Raw genomic sequence first — 20,569 nt, 5'->3', positions numbered from 1 at the left:
AGCCCCGCCCGGCATAGCTTCGACAGCAAGCACCCGGTCGGTCACCGCCGGCCCTCCGCACCACCTCATCGCTGCCCGGCACCACGGCCAGCACGGAGGAGCAACATGCCTCGCATCAGTCCGCGACGCCGACCGGCCACCCAGCCCGCACCCGGCCGGGACGACGCCGCCCTCGCCGACGACCAGATCACCTCGTGCCGGCAGGTCGGCCTGCCCGCGTCCGCGCGGATGCTCTACGCCGTCGTCAACGCCAACGGCACCCTGGCCCGGGGGCTCGGGGCCGCCTCCGCCGCCCGGCTCGCCACCGGGATGTACCAGGTGGTCTTCGACCAGGACGTGACCGCCGCCGGCTACCTGGGCACCATCGGGCTGGCCGGCGCCGCCGGGGTCGCGCCCACCGGCGGCATCACCGTGGCCGGCCGTACCGGCATCCAGAACGGGGTCTTCGTGCAGACGTTCGCCGGGGACGGCAGCGCCGCCGACCACCCGTTCCATCTGGCGGTGCTGGCCTGAAACGAGCCCGGACACGGGCGCACGGCGCCGCCCGACCCGTGGGTCGTCACGTCGCCGCGCTCCGGCCGTCTCCCACCACCGCAGCCATCCGGCGGTACGCCAGCGGGGACCTGGCTCGACAGCCGCGCGCACGCGGCCGTCAGTGTGCTCGATGCCCGTTGCGCGGGATGCCAAACCTCGGGCGGGTGGGGAATTCCACCATCTGCCGGTCCCGGCGTGACGGGGGCCCGGGCCGGGTATGAGCGCGCCATGGAGCATTTCACGATCGCCACCGTCGCCCAGAAGAGTCCCGACTTCCGCCGGGTGCTCTGGACCGGGGAGAAGACCCAGCTCGTCATCATGACCATCCCGCCCGGCGGCGAGATCGGCGAGGAGGTCCACGAGGGGACCGACCAGATCCTGACCTTCGTCAGCGGCACCGGCGAGGCCCGGGTCGCGGGGGAGACCAGAGAGGCCGCCCAGGGCGACCTGGTGGTCGTGCCGGCCGGCACCAGGCACAACTTCGTCAACACCGGCCCGAACCCGCTGGTGCTCTACACCGTCTACGGCCCGCCGGAGCACGCCGACCAGGTGGTGCACCGGACCAAGGAGGAGGCCGACGCGGCGGAGGCGGCCGGCGAGGACGAGCCGCCGACGTCCTGACGGCCCCGGCCCCGCCGGCCGGCCTGAACCCGGTCGCTCCGGGTACCTAAAGCGGGTGGACCAGCCGACGATCTCCGACTACGGGTTCCTCTCCGACTGCCGCTCGGGGGCGCTGGTCGGCCGGGACGGCTCGGTCGACTGGTGGTGCCCCGACCGCTTCGACGCCCCCTCGGTCTTCGGCCGGCTGCTCGACTCAGAGGCCGGCTACTGGCGGCTGGCGCCGCTCGGGCCGTCCCGGGTGCAGCGCGCGTACCGGCCGGACACCCTCGTGCTGCGGACCGTCCACCACACCCCGGAGGGCAGCGTCGCGGTCACCGACGCGCTCGCGGCCGAGGTGGGCGCCCGCGGCCACCAGCTGGGCATGAACTCCCCGGCCGTGCTGCTGCGGGTGGTCGAGGGGCTCAGCGGTCGGGTCCGGATGGGCCTGGACTTCGCGCCCCGACCGGAGTACGGCCTGCTCACCCCGTACCTGCACGAGAAGCCGGACGGCGCGGTGGTGGCCGTCGCCGGCCCGGTCGCGCTCACCCTGAGAAGCGGCGGGCCGGCCCTGCGCGCCGGCCCTGACCGGGTCCGGCAGGAGTTCGAGGTCGCCGCCGGGCAGTGTATCGGTTTCGACCTGGCGTACGCGCCGCTGTACGGCGCCCCACCCGCCCGGCTCGACCCGCTGACCACGCTCGCCGAGACGGTGCAGGCGTGGGAGGCGTACCGGGAGAGCCACGGCTACGACGGCCCGTACGCCGAGCAGGTGCGCCACGGCGCCACCGTGCTCACCGGCCTGACGTACGCCCGCAGCGGCGCGGTCGCCGCCGCGCTGACCACGTCACTGCCGGAGCGGCGCGGCGACGACCGCAACTACGACTACCGCTACTCCTGGCTGCGCGACTTCGCCATGACCATGCGGGCGCTCTGGGTGGCCGCCTGCCCGTCCGAGGCCGACCGGCTCTTCGCCTGGGCGGCCCGCTCGATCGGCCGCGTCGGGAACCAGCCGGTCCCGGTCCTCTTCGGTCTGGAGGGGGAGCGGGACATCTCCGAGCACGAGCTGGACCACCTGCGCGGCTACGCGGGCAGCCGCCCGGTGCGGACCGGCAACGACGCCTGGCGGCAGCGGCAGCTGGACGTGCCCGGTGAGGTGATCTTGGGGGTCTGGCGAATGCACGAGCATCTCGGCGAGACCTTCGACGAGGAGCTGCGGGAGATGGTGGTCGGGCTGGCCGAGCAGGTCGCCGCGACCTGGCGGCTGCCGGATCGCGGGATGTGGGAGACCCGGGACGTCGACCGGCACTACCTGTCGTCCAAGGTGTTCTGCTGGGTGGGCCTGCACCGGGCAGTCGAGCTGGCGCCCAAGCTGGGCGAGCGGGCCGACGCGCGGCGCTGGGCGGCGATCCGCGACGAGATCCGCGAGACAGTGCTGCGGGACGGCTGGAACGACCGGATCGGGGCGTACACCGGGTCCTTCGGGTCGGCGGAGCTGGACGCCTCGGTGCTCCTCCTGCCGATGATGCGGTTCCTGCCCGCCACCGATCCCCGGATGCGCTCCACCATCGAGGCGGTCGAGCGGGAGTTGGGCACCGACCAGGGTCTGGTGCGACGCTGGGGCAGCGATCCGGCCGGCTTCGTGATCTGCTCGTTCTGGCTGGTGGAGTGCCTGACGATGGCGGGCGAGGAGGACCGGGCCCGGCGGCTGTTCGAGCAGATGCTCGGGCACGCCAACGACGTCGGTCTCTTCGCCGAGCAGGTGGACCTGAGCACCGGGGAGCAGTTGGGCAACATGCCGCAGGCGCTGTCGCACATCGGGCTGATCAACGCGGCCTGGCGGTTCATCGATCCGATCTCCGGCTGAGCGCCGCAGCGCCTGGTCTCAGACCTCCACCTCCACCAGGGGTACGCCGGAGACGTCCACCGTCTCCGGGTACTTCAGCCCCGCCCCGGTGTTCAGCACCACCACCCGCTCCCCGGCCCGGATCCAGCCGCCCGCGCGCAACTGTCGGGCGGCGGACAGGCAGGCCGCCCCCTCCGGACAGAGCAGCAGCCCCTCCCGGGCGGCGAAGTCCCGCAGGTCGGCCAGGATCTCCGCGTCGTCCACGGCGAGCGCCGTGCCGCTGCTCTCCCGCAGCGCGCCCAGGATCAACTCGTCGCCGAGCGGGGCGGGGACGGTGATGCCGAAGGCGACGGTGTGCGCGTCCGCCCAGGGCTCCACCCGCTCCTGCCCGGCGGCGAAGGCCCGCACCACCGGGGCGCACCCGGTGGACTGCACCGCGACCAGGCGGGGCAGCTTGTCCGCCACCCAGCCCAGCTCGCGCAGCTCGTGCATCGCCTTGTGGATGCCGATCAGCCCGACCCCGCCGCCGGTGGGATAGATGATCACGTCGGGCACCTGCCAGCCGAGCTGCTCGACGATCTCGTACCCCATGGTCTTCTTGCCCTCCAGCCGGTACGGCTCGCGCAGCGTGCCCGCGTCGAAGACCGCCCCGCCCGAGCCGGCGACCAGCTTCGCCACCCACCGGCCGGCGTCGCTGATCAGCCCGTCCACCAGGCGCAGGTCCGCGCCCGCGGCCAGGCACTCCCGCCGACAGATGGTCGGCGCGTCCAGCGGCATGGCGATGGTGGCGCCCATGCCGGCCCGGGCCGCGTACGTCGCCCAGGCCGCCCCCGCGTTGCCGTTGGTCGGCATGGCGATCCGCTCGACGCCCAGCTCCCGGGCCCGGCTCACGCCGACCGCCGCGCCCCGCGCCTTGAACGACCCGGTCGGCGTCAGCCCCTCGTCCTTCACGATCAGGTCCGGGATCCCGATCTCCGCCCCGTACGCCGGGGCGCGCCACAGCGGCGTCCAGCCCTCGCCCAACGTGGTGACGTGCCGCTCGTCGGCCACCGGCAGCACCTCGCGGTAGCGCCACAGGTCGGCGGGGCGCAGGCCGAACTGCTCCGGGGTCACCGCCGCGGCCACCGCCGCCAGGTCGTAACGGGCCAGCAGCGGCGACCCGCACCCACACAGGTTGGCCAGCCGGCCGGCGTCGTGCTCCCGCCCGCAGCGCGGGCACTCCAGGTGGGTCAGGTACACGATGCTCCTCGCCGTCAGCTCGCCTCGATGCTCAGCCAGCGCCGGCTGCGTCGACCCGGCTCGTAGACCGAGTCCAGCCGCTTGGCCACCACCCCGGGCAGCCCCTGCCCCCGGGCCGTCTCCAGCGCCTCGGCGCCGGTGCCGGGGAACCACGGCGGAGTCTGCCAGTGCGGCCCGGCCAGCGCCAGACCGTCGAGCAGCTCCCGGCGCTGCGCGTACGGCACGTCCGTGCTGGCCACCCCCTCCAGCCAGAGCAGGTCGAAGAGCAGGAACTGCGCGCCGGGGGCGCCGGCCCGACCCGCGCGGGCCGGGCGGACCCGGCCGGCGGGGTCGATCCGGACCAGCACCCCGTCCAGCACGGCCTCCGTCGGGGCCAGCGCCTCGGCCATGTCCCGCAACCAGGGGTACGCCCCGGTGACGTCCTCGTCGGTCTCCGACAGCAGCCGCAGCCGGCCGCCCGACACGTACGCCATCGCCCGCACCCCGTCCCAGCGCAGCTCGTAACCCCAGTCCGTGCCGTCGGTGGGCAACCGGCCGGACGGGGTGGGACGCATCGGGCGGACCAGCTCCGGCATGCTCGTCCAGCCGGGCGGGGGCGGGTCGGTACGACGGACCATCCAGTCGCGGCCGTCCCGACCGCCGATGGCGAACAGGACGTAGCGGCCGCTGGTCCGTTCGCCGTGCAGCACCACGATCACCTCGTCGTCGCGCCACTTCTCGCAGCGGTAGGTGCCCCGGTCGTGCACGGTCATCGTCCCGCCGCCGTACTCGCCGGCCGGGATCTCGCCGTGGAAGTCGAGGTACTCCATCGGGTGGTCCTCGGTGTGCACGGCCAGGTGGTTGCGCCCGGTGTCCCGGGGCAGGCCGCGGGGCACCGCCCAGGAGGCGAGCACGCCCTCGCGCTCCAGTCGCAGGTCCCAGTGCAGCGAGCGGGCGTGGTGCTGCTGGATCACGAACCGGGCCTCGCCGGCCCTCCTGCGCCGGCGCGGCCGGTCCGGTGGCACCGGCTCCGGGGTGCGGGCCGCGTCCCGCTTGCGCCGATACTCCTCCAGCCGGTCCGCCACACCGGCATTCTCCGGCAAACCGCCCTGTTCCGCCGGTTGCCCGATTCCAGGGCATGTCACCGGCGATCACGGGTAGAACGGTCGGTATGGAACACCTCGACCAGCCCACCGCGCTGCTGCCCGGCGACGTCCGGATGCCGCTGCTCGGCTTCGGCACCTGGCAGGCCACCGGCCGGGCCGGGTCCGACGCCGTGCTGGCCGCCCTCGACGCCGGCTACCGGCACATCGACACCGCCACCATGTACGGCAACGAGGAGGAGGTCGGCCGGGCGGTCAAGGAGAGCGGGCTGCGCCGGGAGGACATCTTCATCACCACCAAGCTGCCGCCGGACCGGGTGGGCCGGGAGCGGGAGACCATCGAGGCGAGCCTGCGCGCGCTCGACACCGGGTACGTCGACCTCTGGCTGATCCACTGGCCGCCGTCCCCGCCGGCCGACAGCATCCCGGTGTGGCGGGAGCTGCTCGCCGCCCGGGACGAGAACCTGACCCGGGCGGTCGGGGTGAGCAACTACGGCACCGCGCAGATCGACGAGCTGATCCAGGCCACCGAGGAGAACCCGGCCGTCAACCAGATCCGCTGGAGCCCGTCCCTGTACGACCGGCAGCGTCACCTCGAGCACCGCAACCGGGGCGTCGTGCTGGAGGGCTACAGCCCGTTCAAGACCAGCGACCTGTCCGACCCGGTGCTGACCCGGATCGCCGCCGCGCACGGCGTGTCGCCGGCGCAGGTGGTGCTTCGTTGGCACATCGACCACGAGATCGTGGTGATCCCGAAGTCGGTCACCCCGGAGCGGATCCGGGCCAACGCCGATATCTTCGATTTCTCGCTGACCGCCGAGGAGATGCGCGACATCGACGCGCTCGGCAGCTGAGCGGACGATGCCATTACCACTCTGGTTGCGGTTCCGCCAGGTGTCGAAGAGTGGAATGGTCGGCGGTTCGGTGGATGCCGTCGAATCGTTCGGCTGAACCGGAAGAAATTCCATTCGTACGGGCGTGCGAATGCCCTGGTGAGGCGGGCTGATCGCCAGGTTTACCTGCATCGATGGCTTCGGGCTGTCGGCGAAAAGTGGCCGCCGGCCCCTCGGGTCGACCCGTCTCGCCGCGCCCGTCCCGACTTGCCGGCGTGTGGTCGGCGGCGCTGCGGGGCCTGTCGTCCGGGCGGCAGTTCCTGCGATTGGCGGGTGCCCCCGGGGTCTCCGGTCCCTTGTGTTCGGCCGCGCAATCTCCAGGCGGTGGTGTGCCATTCACCGCGCGCTGCCCGGGATCGAATCCGCTGCATCAAAGCATTGATTAATCTGAATTAGATCGACCACTTACCGCATTTCACCCGGCCCCGCCGCGTGCCCGCCGACACGCCCGGAAGGAAGCCCTACGAACAGCCAAGACTCCGGTGAGTCACCAGGCGCGGCGAGAGGTCCGTATCGCGGCTTTCATCCTCACAGTTCGTAACCATGCTTGTGCGGTCCGCTCCACGATCCCTACAGTCCCGGTGCAACACACAACTGGAGACTCACGGGGGAGGATTCGTGGCACGTCATAAGACTGCCACCGTCCGTTCATGTCTTGCGGCAGGCGTTGCCGTGATGACGGCGGTCGCATTGTTCGGCATATCCGGGGAACCGGCGGCGTATCTCGCCGCCGGCCCGGATGGCGTGACGGGTGGCGTGGAGAGCAGGTCCGACGAGGCGGTGTCCCTGCGGACCGCCCGCGAGACCGGCAAGCCGGTACGGGTCAAGAGCCTCACGTCGGAGACGACGGAGGTCTTCGCGCTACCGGACGGACAGTTCCGGGCGGACATCGCCACGGGCCTGCAGCGGTTCCGCCGGGGCGGTGACTGGATCCCGGTGGACCTCACGCTCAAGGCCGCCGCGGACGGGTCCGTCGCACCGGTGGCGCACCCGAACGACCTGCGGATCTCGGGCCAGGCCGGCACCGGCCAGCACGAGTTGGCCGCTGTCGGCGTCGGCGCCTACCGGGTGGCCATGGGCTGGTCGGGTGCGCTGCCCGCGCCGGTACTCGCCGGCAACCGGGCGACCTACGTGGACGCCCGCCCAGGCGTGGACCTCGTGGTCGAGGCGACCCGGGCGGGCTTCGAGCAGTTCCTGGTCGTCAAGACCCGCGAGGCCGCCGCCCAGGTGGAGACGGTCACCTTCCCGTTCAGCGGCCCCGGCGTGGCCGGGTCGAAGCGGGACCGGGACGGGTCGATCGCGATCACCGACCGGGCCGGCAAGGAGACCGCGCACATCCCCGCCCCGCTGATGTGGGACGCGAAGACGAACAAGATCACCGGTGCTCCCGCCGTGGAGAAGCCCGTCCGCACCGAGCTGGCGAAGCGCGGCGACGCCGTCGAGCTGACCCTGGTCCCCGACCGGGCCTGGCTGCGCGACCCGGCCACCGCGTACCCGGTGACCATCGACCCGACGGTCAACCCGCTGGGCACGACGTTCGACACGTACGTGCGGGAGACGGTGGGCACCGACAAGAACCAGGAGGCGGACCTCCAGATCGGCCTGCTGGCGACCTCGCCCGCCACCCTCACCCGGTCGTTCCTCACCTGGGACACCACGGTCCTCGCCGGCAAGCAGATCAACTCGGCGACCGTGTCGTTCTGGAACTTCTGGTCGCACACCTGCACCGCGACCGCCTGGGAGATCTGGACCACGGGCACGTCGACCTACACGACGACCTTCACCAACCAGCCCACCTGGGAGGCCTTCGACGCGAAGTCCACGGCCACCCTCGGCGGGTCGACCTGCGCCGACGGCTGGGCCAACATCGACGGCAAGAGCTTCTTCCAACGGGCCGCCACCGCGAACAAGACCCGCGCCGGCATGGGAGTGCGGGCCACCGACGAGACGGCGACCGCCGGCTTCAAGCAGTTCCGGTCCCGCGAGGGCGCCGCCGCCGCCGAGGACCCGAAGGCGTCGGTCACCTACAACTCCTGGCCGACCGTCACCTCCCGGGCCACCGTCCCGGCCACCAGCTGCGTGACCGGCTCGAGCCGACCCACGGTCAACACCCTGACCCCGCAGCTCAAGGCCACCGTCTCCGACGGTGACGGCACCGCGATGACCGTCACCTTCGAGTGGTGGGCGATGAACGCCGACACCCCGATCGGGTCGGCCGTCTACAGCAGCGTCGCCTCCGGGGCCACCGCTGCCACGACCGTACCGGCGGGCGCCTTCGTCGACGGCGGCATCTACCGCTGGCGGGTCAAGGCCGCCGACGGCGTCTCCGGAAGCGACATCTGGTCCTCGTTCTGCGAGATGCAGGTTTACACCACCGTCGCGCCGGTGACCGGCTGCACCAGCGGCACGGACAGCGACTTCAACGGCGACGGCATCGCCGACGTCGCGATCGCCGACCCCGAGGCCACCGTCAACGGTCTGGTCCGGGCCGGCCGGATTCACGTCACCTACGGCGGCGGCACCACCGTGCACACGCTGCACGAGGGCGTCGCCAAGGTTCCCGGCGCGCCCGAGGCGGGCGATCGCTTCGGCACCTCGATCTCCAGCTACGACGCCAACAACGACGGCTGCACCGACCTGGCGGTCGGCGTGCCGAACCAGAACATCAGCGGCCAGGCCTACGCCGGCGCGGTGTACGTGCTACTCGGTTCGCCCGCGGGTCTGGCGCAGGGACCGGCCTCGCTGGTCTACCACCAGGACGTCACCAACGTCCCGGACGCGGCCGAGTCAAACGACTGGTTCGGGTACGCGGTGGCCGGGAGCCGGACCGCCAGCGGCGAGCCGTACCTGGTCATCGGCGTACCCGGTGAGGGCCTCTCCGGCGGCGCGTTGGCGGGCATCGTCCACTACATTCGGGGCAACCTGAACCTGGCGCTCAGCCAGGGCGCCGGCCTCCCCGGCGGGGCGGAGATCGACGACCGTACCGGCTACGCGGTGGCGGCCTCCAAGTACCACTGGGCCGTCAGTTCCCCAGGCGAGGCGATCGGCACCGAGGCCTTCGCCGGAGCGGTGAACGTCTTCAGCCAGACGTTCGTCGGCGGACTGCCCACTCTGGCCGCCGAGCTGAACCAGAACCAGGCGAACGTCTCCAACGTCTCCGAGGCCGACGACAACTTCGGCAAGTCGATTGCCATCGCCCCGTACCGACCGGTCGGCTCGCCGGCCGGCACCGCCGACTCGCTGGTCGTCGTCGGTGTTCCGGGTGAGGACATCACCGTCGGGTCGACGTACACCGCGGACACCGGTCTGGTGCACCGCTTCCACGTGAAGGCAGCCAACACCTACACCGAGCTTTCGGCGATCACCTACTCCTCAGAGGACGGCGACTACCTGGGCGAGAAGGTCGTCGCGGTGAACACCAGCCCGGCGGCCGAGGGCACCAACTCGACCATGTTCATCGCGATCGGTGTCCCGGGCGAGGACGCGGGCACCTCGACGGTCGACTCCGGCCGGGTGCGGGTCTTCCCCGCGCTGGCCGATCCGATCGGGACGCTGGTCACGATCGAGCGCAACGGGTCGAGCCTGCCGGGCAGCATCCGGGCGAACGAGATCGTCGGCACCTCGCTCGGGGCCACCTCACAGCAGCTACTCGTCGGCACGCCATACGGCGACGACGCCGTCTACGGCTTCACCTGGTCGAGCCTGGCCGGCGGGTCGACGACCCCGTCGGCGACCTGGCAGCCCGGCGCGAACGGCTTCCCCACCGGCAACAGCACCTTCGGGGCGGCGGTCAACTGATGGAACGCATGAATTCGCACAGTCACACGGGGGAGGACCTGAGGGTGGCCCGTCGTACGAGAAAGCGGGGTCGGCTCTTCACGCTCGGCCTCATGGTGGGCCTCGCCGGCCTGCTGTCCAGCACGGCCTACGTCGAGCAGTGGGCTTCCGAGCCGGTGCCGGTGCCGGTCGCCGCAATGGAGGAGAACCCGGTCCGGGACACCGAGCCCGAGGCGCTCCTGGCGGCCGCGTCGCTCAACCAGCCGGTCGAGGTGCTCGCGGAGCGGAGCGAGTTCCGCGACGTCTTCGCTCAGCCCGACGGCACGCTGATCGCCAACGAGTACAACCAGGCGGTCCGGGTGCTCCAGGGCGACAGCTGGGTGCCGACCGACGCGACGCTCGTCGCCCAGCCGGACGGCACCTTCACGCCCACCGCGACGCTGCTCAACATGCGGCTCTCCGGCGGCGGCAGCACGCCGCTGATGGTCGCCGAGCGGGACGCGCGGGTCATGACGCTGACCTGGCCCAACCCGCTGCCGACGCCCACCCTCAACGGGGCCCAGCTCATCTACCCCGAGGTGTTCACGGACGTCGACCTGGTCGCCAACGTGACCGTCGAGGGCTTCTCGCACGTCCTGGTGCTCAAGACCCCGGAGGCGGCGAACCTGCCGGAGCTGCAGACCCTCAAGCTCGGGGTGACCGGTGAAGGCCTGGACATCCAGGAGACCGCGGACGGCGGCGTCGTCGCCCTCGATCCCGCCACCGCCAACCCGGTGATGGAGGCCGACGCTCCGACCATGTGGGACAGCGGTACCCAGGAGGGCACCCCGCCGGACGGCGGCGGGCTGCGTTCCTCCGCTACGACCGACGCGGAGACCACCGTCGGCGACGACCCGAACGCGGCCTCCGCGCAGGGGCCGGGGGACAACTCCCGGGTCGCCCAGGTGGGCCTCGACTACACCCAGGGCACCCTCCGCCTCACCCCGGACCCGGCGATGCTCGCCGACCCGGACACCACCTACCCGGTGTACGTGGACCCGGTGTGGCAGAGCAGCACCAACAGCGCCTGGGCGATGGTCGACAGCGGCTACCCCAACGAGGAGTACTGGAAGTTCGACACCAAGCGGCACGAGCGCATCGCCCTCTGCCCGAACTACTGCAACAGCTCCAAGGTCAAGCGCCTCTTCTACCGCCTCGCCACCCCGTACGCCGGCAAGACGATCCTGTCGGCCACCTTCCGGGTGACGTTGCAGCACGTCTACAACTCCACCGCCCGGGCGGCGGCGCTCTACCTCATGCCGGCGGGGATCAGCACCTCCACCAACTGGAGCAACCAGCCCGGCGGCTCCAGCTGGTCGACCGCCACCCACCTCGACACGAACTCCCCGACGAGCGTCCAGTCGACCTGCACCTCGACCAACCAGAACACCGAGTGGGACGCCAAGGTCGCGGTGCAGCAGGCCGTGGCGAAGGGGTGGAGCAACGTCACCCTCGGCATGAAGTCGGTCAACGAGAGCGACTCCACGCACACCAAGCGCTTCTGCGACAACGGCGTGCTCTCGGTCCGCTACAACCGGGCGCCGCTGATCGCCAACCTGTCGGAACTGACCATGTCGCCCGGTGGCGCCTGCGTCTACGCCACAAACGTGCCCTACACCCCGGAGGTGCCGCGACTCGACGCGATCATGCGTGACCCGGACCACTCGTCGTCCCACACCGAGCAGATCCAGACTCAGTTCAAGGTCACCTACACCCCGCCAGGTGGGACGCTCCAGACGCTCACCTACACCACGCCGTACAAGGCGAGCGGATCCAAGTTCAGCTACTACGTGCCCAAGACCATCCCGCAGAACGTCACGATGTCCTGGGAGGTCCGGGCATTTGACGGCGTGAGCTGGGGTCCGTGGAGTTCCGACGGCTCTCGCAACGTCTGCCAGTTCATCTTCGACGCCACCAGCCCGAGCGCTCCGGACGTCGACTCGGCCGAGTACCTCCCGCTGGACAGCACCGACACCACTGCCGACTGTCTCGACGACGACCAGTGGCGTGGGTCGATCGGCGTGGTGGGCAGCTTCACCTTCGACTCGGCGGCCACGGACGTCGTCGAGTACCAGTACAACTTCAACGGCGGGCCGACCATCTCGGTGAAGCCGACCATTTCCGGTGGCCCGGTGACCATCCAGTGGACTCCGGACAAGGAGGGCCCGCGGCAGCTCTTCGTCAAGGCGGTTGACGCGGCGAAGCGGGCCAGCTCCCCCGCTGCCTGCACCTTCCGCGTCGGCAAGCGTCCGCCGGTGTCCCAGTGGCCGATGGCCGACGTGGCGGGGGCGGCCTACGCCAACGACGTGGCAGGCCCGAACGACGCCAAGGTCGGCAGCGGGGTCACCTTCGCCTCCGACAACAACTTCGGCCAGTGGGACCGGTCCGCCGTGTTCGACGGCACCTCCAACGCCTACATGGTCACCGACAAGTCGGTCCTGGCCGACACGTCGCAGAGTTTCGCCATCACCGGCTGGTTCCGGGTGGACGACGTCAACCGGCGCCAGGTGGCGGTCAGCCAGGACGGCACCGGCGAGCCCGGGTTCAGCCTCGGTGTCGACCAGGGCACCTGGTTCTTCCGGATGCCGACCAACGACGTCCTCAACCTGGGCGAGTGGAAGGTGACGGCGGGCGCGGCCACGACCGAGTGGACCTTCGTCACGGCGATCTTCGACGGCCCGAACAAGAAAATCTCACTCCAGGTCGGGGCTGCCGCCCCGGTTGTCAAGGACCGGCGCTCGCTGGTCCGGGCCCGTGGTCCCCTCCAGCTCGGCCGCCACACCTACAAGGGCGGTGGGTACTCCGACTTCTGGAAGGGGGGCATGGCCGACGTCTCGGTCTTCGACCGGCCCATCGTGACCGAGGATTCGACCGGGCTGCAGAAGCAGGTGCTGGTCCGTAAGGGCTACTGGCAGGTCAACGACCAGGTCAGCAAGCAGAGCCCGGAGGTGGACGGGGGATCGCCGCTGCTTCTCAGCCAGGAGAGCATCCTGGCGAAGACCCCGACTCCGATCGGCCGATTCGTCGGCACCGGCCACCTGCGGCTGATGGGCAAGGCGGACCAGTACGCCGAGACGTCCAGCGCCGTCGTCGACCCCACGGGCAGCTTTACCATCACCGCCCGGGTACGGCTCACCAGCAGCTCCGTCGGCCACCCGATGACCGCCTTCTCCGTCAAGGGCACGAACAACACCACCATCGTCGTGCGGGCCAACGGCGACGGACAGTGGGAGTTGGCCGCGACCACGGAGGACAAGACGGGCGCCCAGTTCACCCCGGTGGAGACCGGCGCGATCGCGTCGCGGTCGAACTCGGGCAACCACCTCGCCCTGGTCTACAACGGTTACACCCGTGAGCTCGTGCTCTGGGTCGACGGCCAGTCGACGGCGCTGCCTCCGCTGGCCAACCCGTTCACGCCGACGTCGATGACCAGCCTCCAGTTCGGCCGGGCCATCATCGACGGCGTGGCGACCGAGCACCTGTCGGGAAGCCTCGACGAGATCCGCGTCTACGACGGTGTCGCCGACAAGGTCAAGATCGACAAGATCCGCGTCATCGGCGAGAACCGCAACATCTGAGATCCCCGGCGTCGGGGCCGTCCTTCCGGGACGGCCCCGACGCCTCCTGCTTTCGGTCCCGATCGATTTCTTCTTTCCTTTCCGAATCGACCCCTGGGGAGGGTGGATGTTCTCCCGAGTCCTGGTCGCGTCCGGCGCTATGCGGCGCCGGGTGGTGCGACCGGTGTCCTGGGCGATGGCCGGTGTGATGAGCGTGAGTCTCATCCAGGTGGCCACCGCTCCCGCCTCGGCCGCGGCGGAGCGTAAACGCCCGACGGCCACCGACGTCGGCAAGACCGTTGCCAACCGTGCCCCGCTCGGCGTGAAGCCGCGCAAGGGCAACCCGGCGGCCGATGCCGCCACGACAACCCCCGCCAAGGTCACCTGGCCGGCGGCGGGCGCCACCGAGATCGCCGTACCCGCTGCTCCCGCAGCCGTGCCGGCGCAGGCCGGCGCGCGTGCCGGAGCCCCGGCCACCGGGCCGGCTGCTACCGGCAAGGCCGGCGGTCTCGCCGTGTCGGTGTCGGCCGTGGCCGCTTCCGCCCCGAAGACGGACGCCAAGGCGGCAGCGCCGTCCTCCACTCCGACCTCCGCGCCGAGCAAGGTCCGCATCGAGGTGCTCGACCGCAAGGCCTCCGAGCGGGCCAAGGTCGACGGCCCGCTGGTACGGGTCAGCCGCGCCGACGGCCAGCAGGCCGCCGGCGACATCCAGCTCGGCGTCAGCTATGACGGCCTGGCCGGCCTGTACGGCGGTGACTTCGGTGCCCGCCTCAAGCTGGTCAAGCTGCCGGAGTGCGCCCTCACCACGCCGGAGAAGGCCGGGTGCGCGCCCGAGCGGCTGCCGACCGTCAACGACGGTGAGCACAAGACCGTCTCGGCGAAGGTGAGCGCTGCGGCGACAAGCACCACCTTCGCGCTGACCGCCAGCGAGTCCTCGTCCCAGGGTGACTACGGCGCGACGAAGCTCACCCCGTCGTCGAAGTGGTCGGTGGCCCCGTCCACCGGTGGCTTCTCCTGGACGTACCCGCTGCGTACACCCCCGGTCGCGGGCGGCGGAGCACCGGGTATTACCCTGGCCTACTCTTCGCAGTCGGTCGACGGCCGCACCGCGGCGACCAACAACCAGGGCTCGTGGGTGGGTGAGGGCTTCAACTACGAGCCCGGCCACATCGAGCGCCGGTACAAGTCCTGCGCCGAGGACGGCCATGACCAGTACGCCGACCAGTGCTGGTCCCACGACAACGCCACCATCCTGCTCAACGGCAAGTCCACCGAGCTGGTGAAGAGCGGCAGCACCTGGAAGTTCGCCAACGACGACGGCTCGAAGGTCGAGCGGTCCACCGGCGCGGTGAACGGCGACAACGACGGCGAGAGCTGGAAGGTCACCACCACCGACGGCACCGAGTACTACTTCGGGCTGAACCGGCTGCCCGGCTGGACCACCAACATGGAGGAGACCAACTCCGCCTGGACGGTCCCGGTCTTCGGTGACGACGCCCTGGAGCCGTGCAACAAGGCCACCTTCGTCGACTCGTACTGCGACCAGGCGTGGCGGTGGAGCCTCGACTACGTCAAGGACCGCTACGGCAACGTCAGCTCCTACTACTACACCCGCGAGACGAACTACTACGCCCGGGCGGCCAAGACCGACGTCAACGGCGTGTCCTACCACCGGGGCGGCTATCTCAAGCGGATCGACTACGGCGAGCGCGACGGGGCTGTCTACACCACCAACGCCCCGGCTCGGGTGCAGTTCGAGGTGAAGGAGCGGTGCCTGCCGGCCGGCAACATCGACTGCGACCCGCAGGACCTGAACGCCACCACCGCGCCGTACTGGCCGGACGTGCCGTTCGACCGCAACTGCAACGCGAGCACCAAGTGCCGGCTCGACCAGGCCACCCCGAGCTTCTGGACGCGGGCCCGGCTCACCGGCATCACCACCGAGATCCGCGAGGGCGCCGGTTGGACGCCGGTAGACAAGTGGAAGCTCGACCACCTGCTCACCGACAACGGTGACGCGTCCCGCACGCTCTGGCTCAGCAAGATCACGCACACCGGCATGTACGGCTCGGGTGCCGACATCACCATGCCGTCGGTGGAGCTCGGCGGCCTTCAGTTGCCGAACCGGATCGACAAGTCCGACGACAACATCTCCCCGCTGATCCGTTTCCGGCTGGCCACCGTCTGGACCGACTCGGGCGGCCAGATCGACGTCAACTACAAGGCCCCGGACTGCGGCGTCGGGAACCTGCCGACCGAGGGCAACAGCACGCAGCGCTGCTACCCGGTCAAGTGGAACCCGCTCGGCAGCGGCAGCGATATCACCGACTGGTTCCACAAGTACGTCGTCGACAAGGTCATCGAGACGGACCGCACCGGCGGCGCGCCGGACATGGTCACCAAGTACGACTATCTGGACGGCGCCGCCTGGCGGAAGTCACAGCCCGACGGCATCTCCGACACCAAGGACCTCACCTGGAGCGACTGGCGCGGCTACGGCCGGGTCGTCGTGACCGCCGGCAACGGCCAGACCTACACCACGAAGACCGAGTACCGCTACTTCCGCGGGATGCACGGCGACAAGTTGCCGAACAGCACCGACACCCGGGACGTCAGCGTGACCGACTCCACCGGCGGCACGTACGTCGACTACGACGAGTTCTCCGGCAACCAGCTCGAGACCCGCTCGTTCGACGGCGCGGCCGAGGTGAGCAAGACCATCACCATCCCATGGCGGCACAACACCGCCACCGAGTCGCACACCTGGGGCGACAGCAAGGCGTGGCTCACCAACACGCAGACCACCCGTGACCTGATCGCGCTGGCGGCCGGCGGCTGGCGGGAGACGAAGGCGACCACGACCTTCGACACCACCTACGGCCGCGCCACCATGAGCGAGAGCCTCGGCGACGTCGACGTCACCGGTGACGAGGCCTGCACCCGCACCACCTACGCGGACAGCACGGCCGGATACCTCCGCAACCTCGTGTCGCGGGTGGAATCCGTCTCGGTCAAGTGCGCGGACACCCCGGACCGCAAGACGCAGGTCGTCTCCGACACCCGGACGCTCTACGACGGCAAGGCCTTCGGGGTCGCGCCCACAGTGGGCAACCCGACCAGGTCCGAGCGGCTGAAGAGCCACGACGGCGCCACGGCCACGTACATCATGGCCGCGGAGGGCACCTTCGACTCCTATGGCCGGCCGAAGACCGCGACCGACGCGATGGGCAAGGTCACCCGGACCGACTACACCGAGACGAACGGCCTGACCACCAAGGTCGTCGAGACCAACCCGCTCACCCACGTCACCACCACCGAGTACGCCCCGGCCTGGGGCAGCCCGGTCAAGCAGACCGACCCGAACAACCTGGTCAGCCAGCTCGAGTACGACGCGATGGGCCGGCTGAACAAGGTGTGGATGCCGGACCGCACCGGCGCGGTCGGACTCGACCCGAGCATCAAGTACACGTACCTGATCCGCACCGACAAGCCGGTCGCCATCAAGACCGAGCGGCGGCAGAACGACGGCAGCTACAGCGTCGAGTACAAGCTGCACGACGGCCTGCTGCGCCCGCGCCAGGTGCAGACCGAGGGGCCGAACGGCACGCGGATGATCGCGGACACCATCTACACCGCGACCGGCAAGCTGGACCGGACGTACGCGACGTACAACGCCGCCGGCGCGCCGACCGACACCATCTTCCCGGTCACCATCGGGGAGGTCGACGGCCAGACGTTCTACGTCTACGACGGCGCGGACCGGGTCACGGACGAGATCTTCTCCGTGGCCGGGAACGAGAAGTGGCGCACCACCACCACCTACGGCGGTGACCGCGTCTCGGTCGACCCGCCGCAGGGCGGCACCCCGATCACGACGATCACCAACGCCCTGGGGCAGACGACCCAGCTGCTGCAGTACAAGGGCGTTGGGCCGTCGGGCGCGTACGACAAGACCGAGTACACCTACACCCGTTCCGGTCAGCTGGACACGGTCAAGGACCCGGCCGGCAACGTCTGGAAGCACGAGTACGACCAGCTCGGCCGCAAGATCAAGTCGATCGACCCGGACGCCGGCACCTCGACGATCAAGTACGACAACCTGGACCGGGTCACCAGCACCACCAACGGTGTCAACGAGACGGTCAGCACCACATACGACGAGGTCGGTCGAAAGACCGCCGTCTACAAGGGGGCCGCGGACACCGGGACGCTGCTGAGCGCCTGGACGTACGACCTGGAGATGTTGGGCCAGGCGTCGTCGAGCACCCGATACGTCGACGGGGCCGAGTACACCACGTACGTCGGCAGCTACGACGAGTTCTACCGGCCGCACGCCACCTACTACGACGTGCCCGCGCACGCCGGCCCGGAACTCGCGGGGCTGTACACCTTCTCCACCGAGTACAACCCGGACGGCACGGTGGCCTCCGTCGGTGTATCGGAGGGTGGTGGCCTTCCCTTCGAGGCCATTGCCTACACCTACGACAGCCTGCAGCGGGTGACCGCGTCCGAGGGCGACGCGTCGTACCTGACCGACGTCGACTACTCGTACACCGGTGAGGTCATCCAGACCGAGACGGCGCTGGGCGCCAACAAGGTCTGGTCGACCTACCAGTACGAGCAGGGCTCCAAGCGACTGGTCGGCCACCGACTCGACCGCAGCGGCGCGCCGATCATCGACATCGACGCCCGCTACACCTACGACCCGTCCGGCAACATCACCCAGATCGTCGACACGCCTTCGAGCACCCGGGACGTGCAGTGCTTCACCTACGACTACCTGCGCCGGATGGAGCGGGCCTGGACGTCGAACAGCACTGCCACCGACCCGTGCGCCGGCGGCCCGTCAGTCACCGGTGTAGGTGGAGTGGCGCCTTACCACCACTTCTACACGTTCGACGTGGTGGGCAACCGGAAGACCGAGTCGCAGTACGGCACGGACGGCAGCACCCAGATCCAGCGCACGTACACGTACCCGACCGCCGGTACGGCGCAGCCGCACACCCTGCGCCAGATGACCGAGACCACCCCGCAGGGTGACCGGCTCCACACGTACGACTACGACACCGCCGGCAACACCAAGCGGCGGACCAAGACCGGCGAGGACCAGACCCTCGCCTGGGACGCCGAGGGCAACCTCGAGTCGGTGACCGACGCGGCCGGCAAGAAGACCAGCTTCGTCTACGACGTCGACGGCTCCCGGATGCTCCGCAAGGAGCCGAACGTCACCACCCTCTACCTGCCGGGTATGGAGATCCGGCTCAACCACACCACCAGGGCGACCGAGGGCACCCGCTACTACGGACTGCCGGGTGGGGCCAGCATCGTCCGCAAGCTCAACGGCCTGTACTACGTCGCCAACGACCACCACGGCACCGGCCAGGCCACGGTCGATGAGACCGGGGCGATCGTCCACCGGCGAAGCACTCCGTTTGGCGAGGCCCGCGGCACCCAGCCGTCACCAGAGCAATGGCCCACAGAGAAGGGCTTCGTCAACGGCAACGAAGACTCGACCACGGGTCTGGTCAACATCGGGGCCCGGGAGTACGACAAGGTCACCGGCCGGTTCATATCGGTCGACCCGGTCGTGGACATCAGCGACCCGCAGCAGATGCACGGGTACGCCTACGCCAACAACAACCCCATCTCGTTCTCGGACCCCGACGGACTGAAGGCCTGCTCGGACGACGCCTGTGGACCGGGTGCCGACTACGAGGACATGTACGGCAACTACCACGAGGTCAAGGGGCACAACGACGGTTGCCACGGCTGCTCCGGCAGTTGGGATCCTGCCGCTCCCAACGAGTACAAGCCGCAGAACTACGGCAAGATCTGGGGCCAGGACAACAATGCTGCTGCGGCCGAGCGGCTGCGCCAGGAGCGGATTGCCAAGGCGAAGCAGAAGCTGCTCAGCGCCGCCAAGGCGCTCGCCAAGATTGTCATGGACGAGCTTGGCATCACGGACGCTCTGGACTGCTTCCTCAAGGGTGACATGGGTGGCTGCATCAACACGGCCATCAACGTTGCGGGCTCTCTGGTGGGTGGTGTGCTCGGCAAGCTCGCCACGAAGTACGGCGCGCCATGGAAGTGGGCGAAACTCGCTAATCTCTCGAAGAGGATCAGTAACCTTCTCGGGGATCTTGTAGGTGGCGTAAAGGACTTCCTCAAGTTTTCGAAGAGGTGTGACAGCTTTGCTGCCGGCACTTTAGTTCTTCTTGCCGACGGCACGAGAAAGCCTATCGAGGAGCTTGAACCCGGAGACAAGGTCTGGGCTACGGATCCCGTGACCGGAAAAACCGAGGTCAAGCCGGTCGTTGCGACCCACATCAACCTCGACGTCCACTTGACGGACTTGACTCTCGCAGTCGACGGGCAGGGCGAATTCCTGGTTCAGGGCACTCAGACTCATCCCATCTGGAGCGAAGATCGGGGCGACTGGGTGGACGCGGCGAAGTTGGTGCGGGGTGAGCGACTGCTCGCTGCGACTGGCGTGCCCGTATCGGTGAGTCGGGTCCACTCATACGAGGGGTCCGAGGTCAGGTACAACCTCACCGTTGATGACACTCACACGTACTATCTGTTTGCAGGCGACGCCCCGGTCCTTGTCCACAATTGCGATATCACCGTCTATCACTACACGGACAAGAAGGGCTTCAATGGCATCAAGAGTCAGGATCCCTATCAGATTCTGCCCGGGGACTCGAAGAATGGTGCCGGCCCCTTCTTCAGCACGAAGAGCCCGGCACAGTTGACCGAACCCGGAGCGTTCAAGAAGTTGGGCATCACCTCGGCGAAGTCGGAGTATGTTCTCGAGATGCGTGTCCCGAAGTCCGCTCTGAAGCCCTTGCGAGGTGGGCGGGGCCAGTTCATCCTCGAGGCTCCCGGCGGGCTGACGGTGCCGCGACGTAACGTGAGCTTCATCGGGAAGACCGAGGATTGGTTCCGGCGCAATGATTAGTGGGCGTGACCGGGTGCTCGTTGTCCCGGGTGATGTCAGGGCGAGGATCG

At 69.8% G+C, this 20,569-nt stretch carries 9 protein-coding genes; 7 read left to right on the top strand and 2 right to left on the bottom strand.

Annotated features, from left to right (window positions below):
* The first annotated feature begins 105 nt into the window (after window positions 1-105).
* The 3 genes from AB0I41_RS09900 to AB0I41_RS09890 all read left to right on the top strand — a co-directional run bounded on the left by AB0I41_RS09900 (window position 106) and on the right by AB0I41_RS09890 (window position 2,995).
* Window positions 106-513, top strand: a complete 408-nt coding sequence (locus AB0I41_RS09900; RefSeq protein WP_357104244.1) for a hypothetical protein — start codon at window positions 106-108, stop codon at window positions 511-513.
* 249 nt (window positions 514-762) lie between these two features.
* The gene (locus AB0I41_RS09895) at window positions 763-1,155 is read left to right on the top strand and encodes a cupin domain-containing protein (RefSeq protein WP_357104241.1); all 393 of its coding nucleotides are present in this window, start codon (window positions 763-765) and stop codon (window positions 1,153-1,155) included.
* A gap of 55 nt (window positions 1,156-1,210) precedes the next feature.
* Complete coding sequence (locus AB0I41_RS09890; protein ID WP_357104239.1) at window positions 1,211-2,995, top strand: glycoside hydrolase family 15 protein; 1,785 nt, start codon at window positions 1,211-1,213, stop codon at window positions 2,993-2,995.
* Window positions 2,996-3,013: 18 nt separating this feature from the next.
* Here AB0I41_RS09890 and AB0I41_RS09885 read toward each other — a convergent pair whose 3' ends face one another.
* Window positions 3,014-4,213 carry a threonine synthase gene (locus tag AB0I41_RS09885; RefSeq protein WP_357104236.1) on the bottom strand — a complete coding sequence of 400 codons (1,200 nt, stop codon included), beginning with the start codon at window positions 4,211-4,213 and terminating at the stop codon, window positions 3,014-3,016.
* Between the two features lie 14 nt (window positions 4,214-4,227).
* Complete coding sequence (locus tag AB0I41_RS09880; RefSeq protein WP_357104232.1) at window positions 4,228-5,277, bottom strand: DNA polymerase ligase N-terminal domain-containing protein; 1,050 nt, start codon at window positions 5,275-5,277, stop codon at window positions 4,228-4,230.
* Window positions 5,278-5,363: 86 nt separating this feature from the next.
* Here AB0I41_RS09880 and AB0I41_RS09875 point away from each other — a divergent pair, with 86 nt between their 5' ends.
* The 4 genes from AB0I41_RS09875 (at window position 5,364) to AB0I41_RS09860 (ending at window position 20,519) form a co-directional block, all read left to right on the top strand.
* Window positions 5,364-6,149, top strand: a complete 786-nt coding sequence (locus AB0I41_RS09875; RefSeq protein WP_357104229.1) for an aldo/keto reductase — start codon at window positions 5,364-5,366, stop codon at window positions 6,147-6,149.
* Window positions 6,150-6,863: 714 nt separating this feature from the next.
* Entirely contained in the window at window positions 6,864-9,986 is a 3,123-nt protein-coding gene (locus tag AB0I41_RS09870) for a DNRLRE domain-containing protein (protein ID WP_357104227.1), read from the top strand.
* A 92-nt stretch (window positions 9,987-10,078) separates the two neighbouring features.
* On the top strand, window positions 10,079-13,582 hold the full coding sequence (locus tag AB0I41_RS09865) for a LamG-like jellyroll fold domain-containing protein (protein WP_357104301.1): 3,504 nt from the start codon (window positions 10,079-10,081) through the stop codon (window positions 13,580-13,582).
* A gap of 106 nt (window positions 13,583-13,688) precedes the next feature.
* Entirely contained in the window at window positions 13,689-20,519 is a 6,831-nt protein-coding gene (locus tag AB0I41_RS09860) for a polymorphic toxin-type HINT domain-containing protein (RefSeq protein WP_357104224.1), read from the top strand.
* The last annotated feature ends 50 nt before the right edge of the window (window positions 20,520-20,569 follow it).

Source organism: Micromonospora sp. NPDC050200, assembly GCF_040656135.1.
Taxonomy (GTDB): domain Bacteria; phylum Actinomycetota; class Actinomycetes; order Mycobacteriales; family Micromonosporaceae; genus Micromonospora.
This window is presented reverse-complemented; position numbering and strand designations above follow the sequence as displayed.

Coding starts and splice junctions, on each gene's coding strand:
- AB0I41_RS09900 (WP_357104244.1), top strand. CDS start 106: ATGCCTCGCATCAGTCCGCGACGCCGACCGGCCACCCAGCCCGCACCC.
- AB0I41_RS09895 (WP_357104241.1), top strand. CDS start 763: ATGGAGCATTTCACGATCGCCACCGTCGCCCAGAAGAGTCCCGACTTC.
- AB0I41_RS09875 (WP_357104229.1), top strand. CDS start 5,364: ATGGAACACCTCGACCAGCCCACCGCGCTGCTGCCCGGCGACGTCCGG.
- AB0I41_RS09870 (WP_357104227.1), top strand. CDS start 6,864: ATGACGGCGGTCGCATTGTTCGGCATATCCGGGGAACCGGCGGCGTAT.
- AB0I41_RS09865 (WP_357104301.1), top strand. CDS start 10,079: ATGGTGGGCCTCGCCGGCCTGCTGTCCAGCACGGCCTACGTCGAGCAG.
- AB0I41_RS09860 (WP_357104224.1), top strand. CDS start 13,689: ATGTTCTCCCGAGTCCTGGTCGCGTCCGGCGCTATGCGGCGCCGGGTG.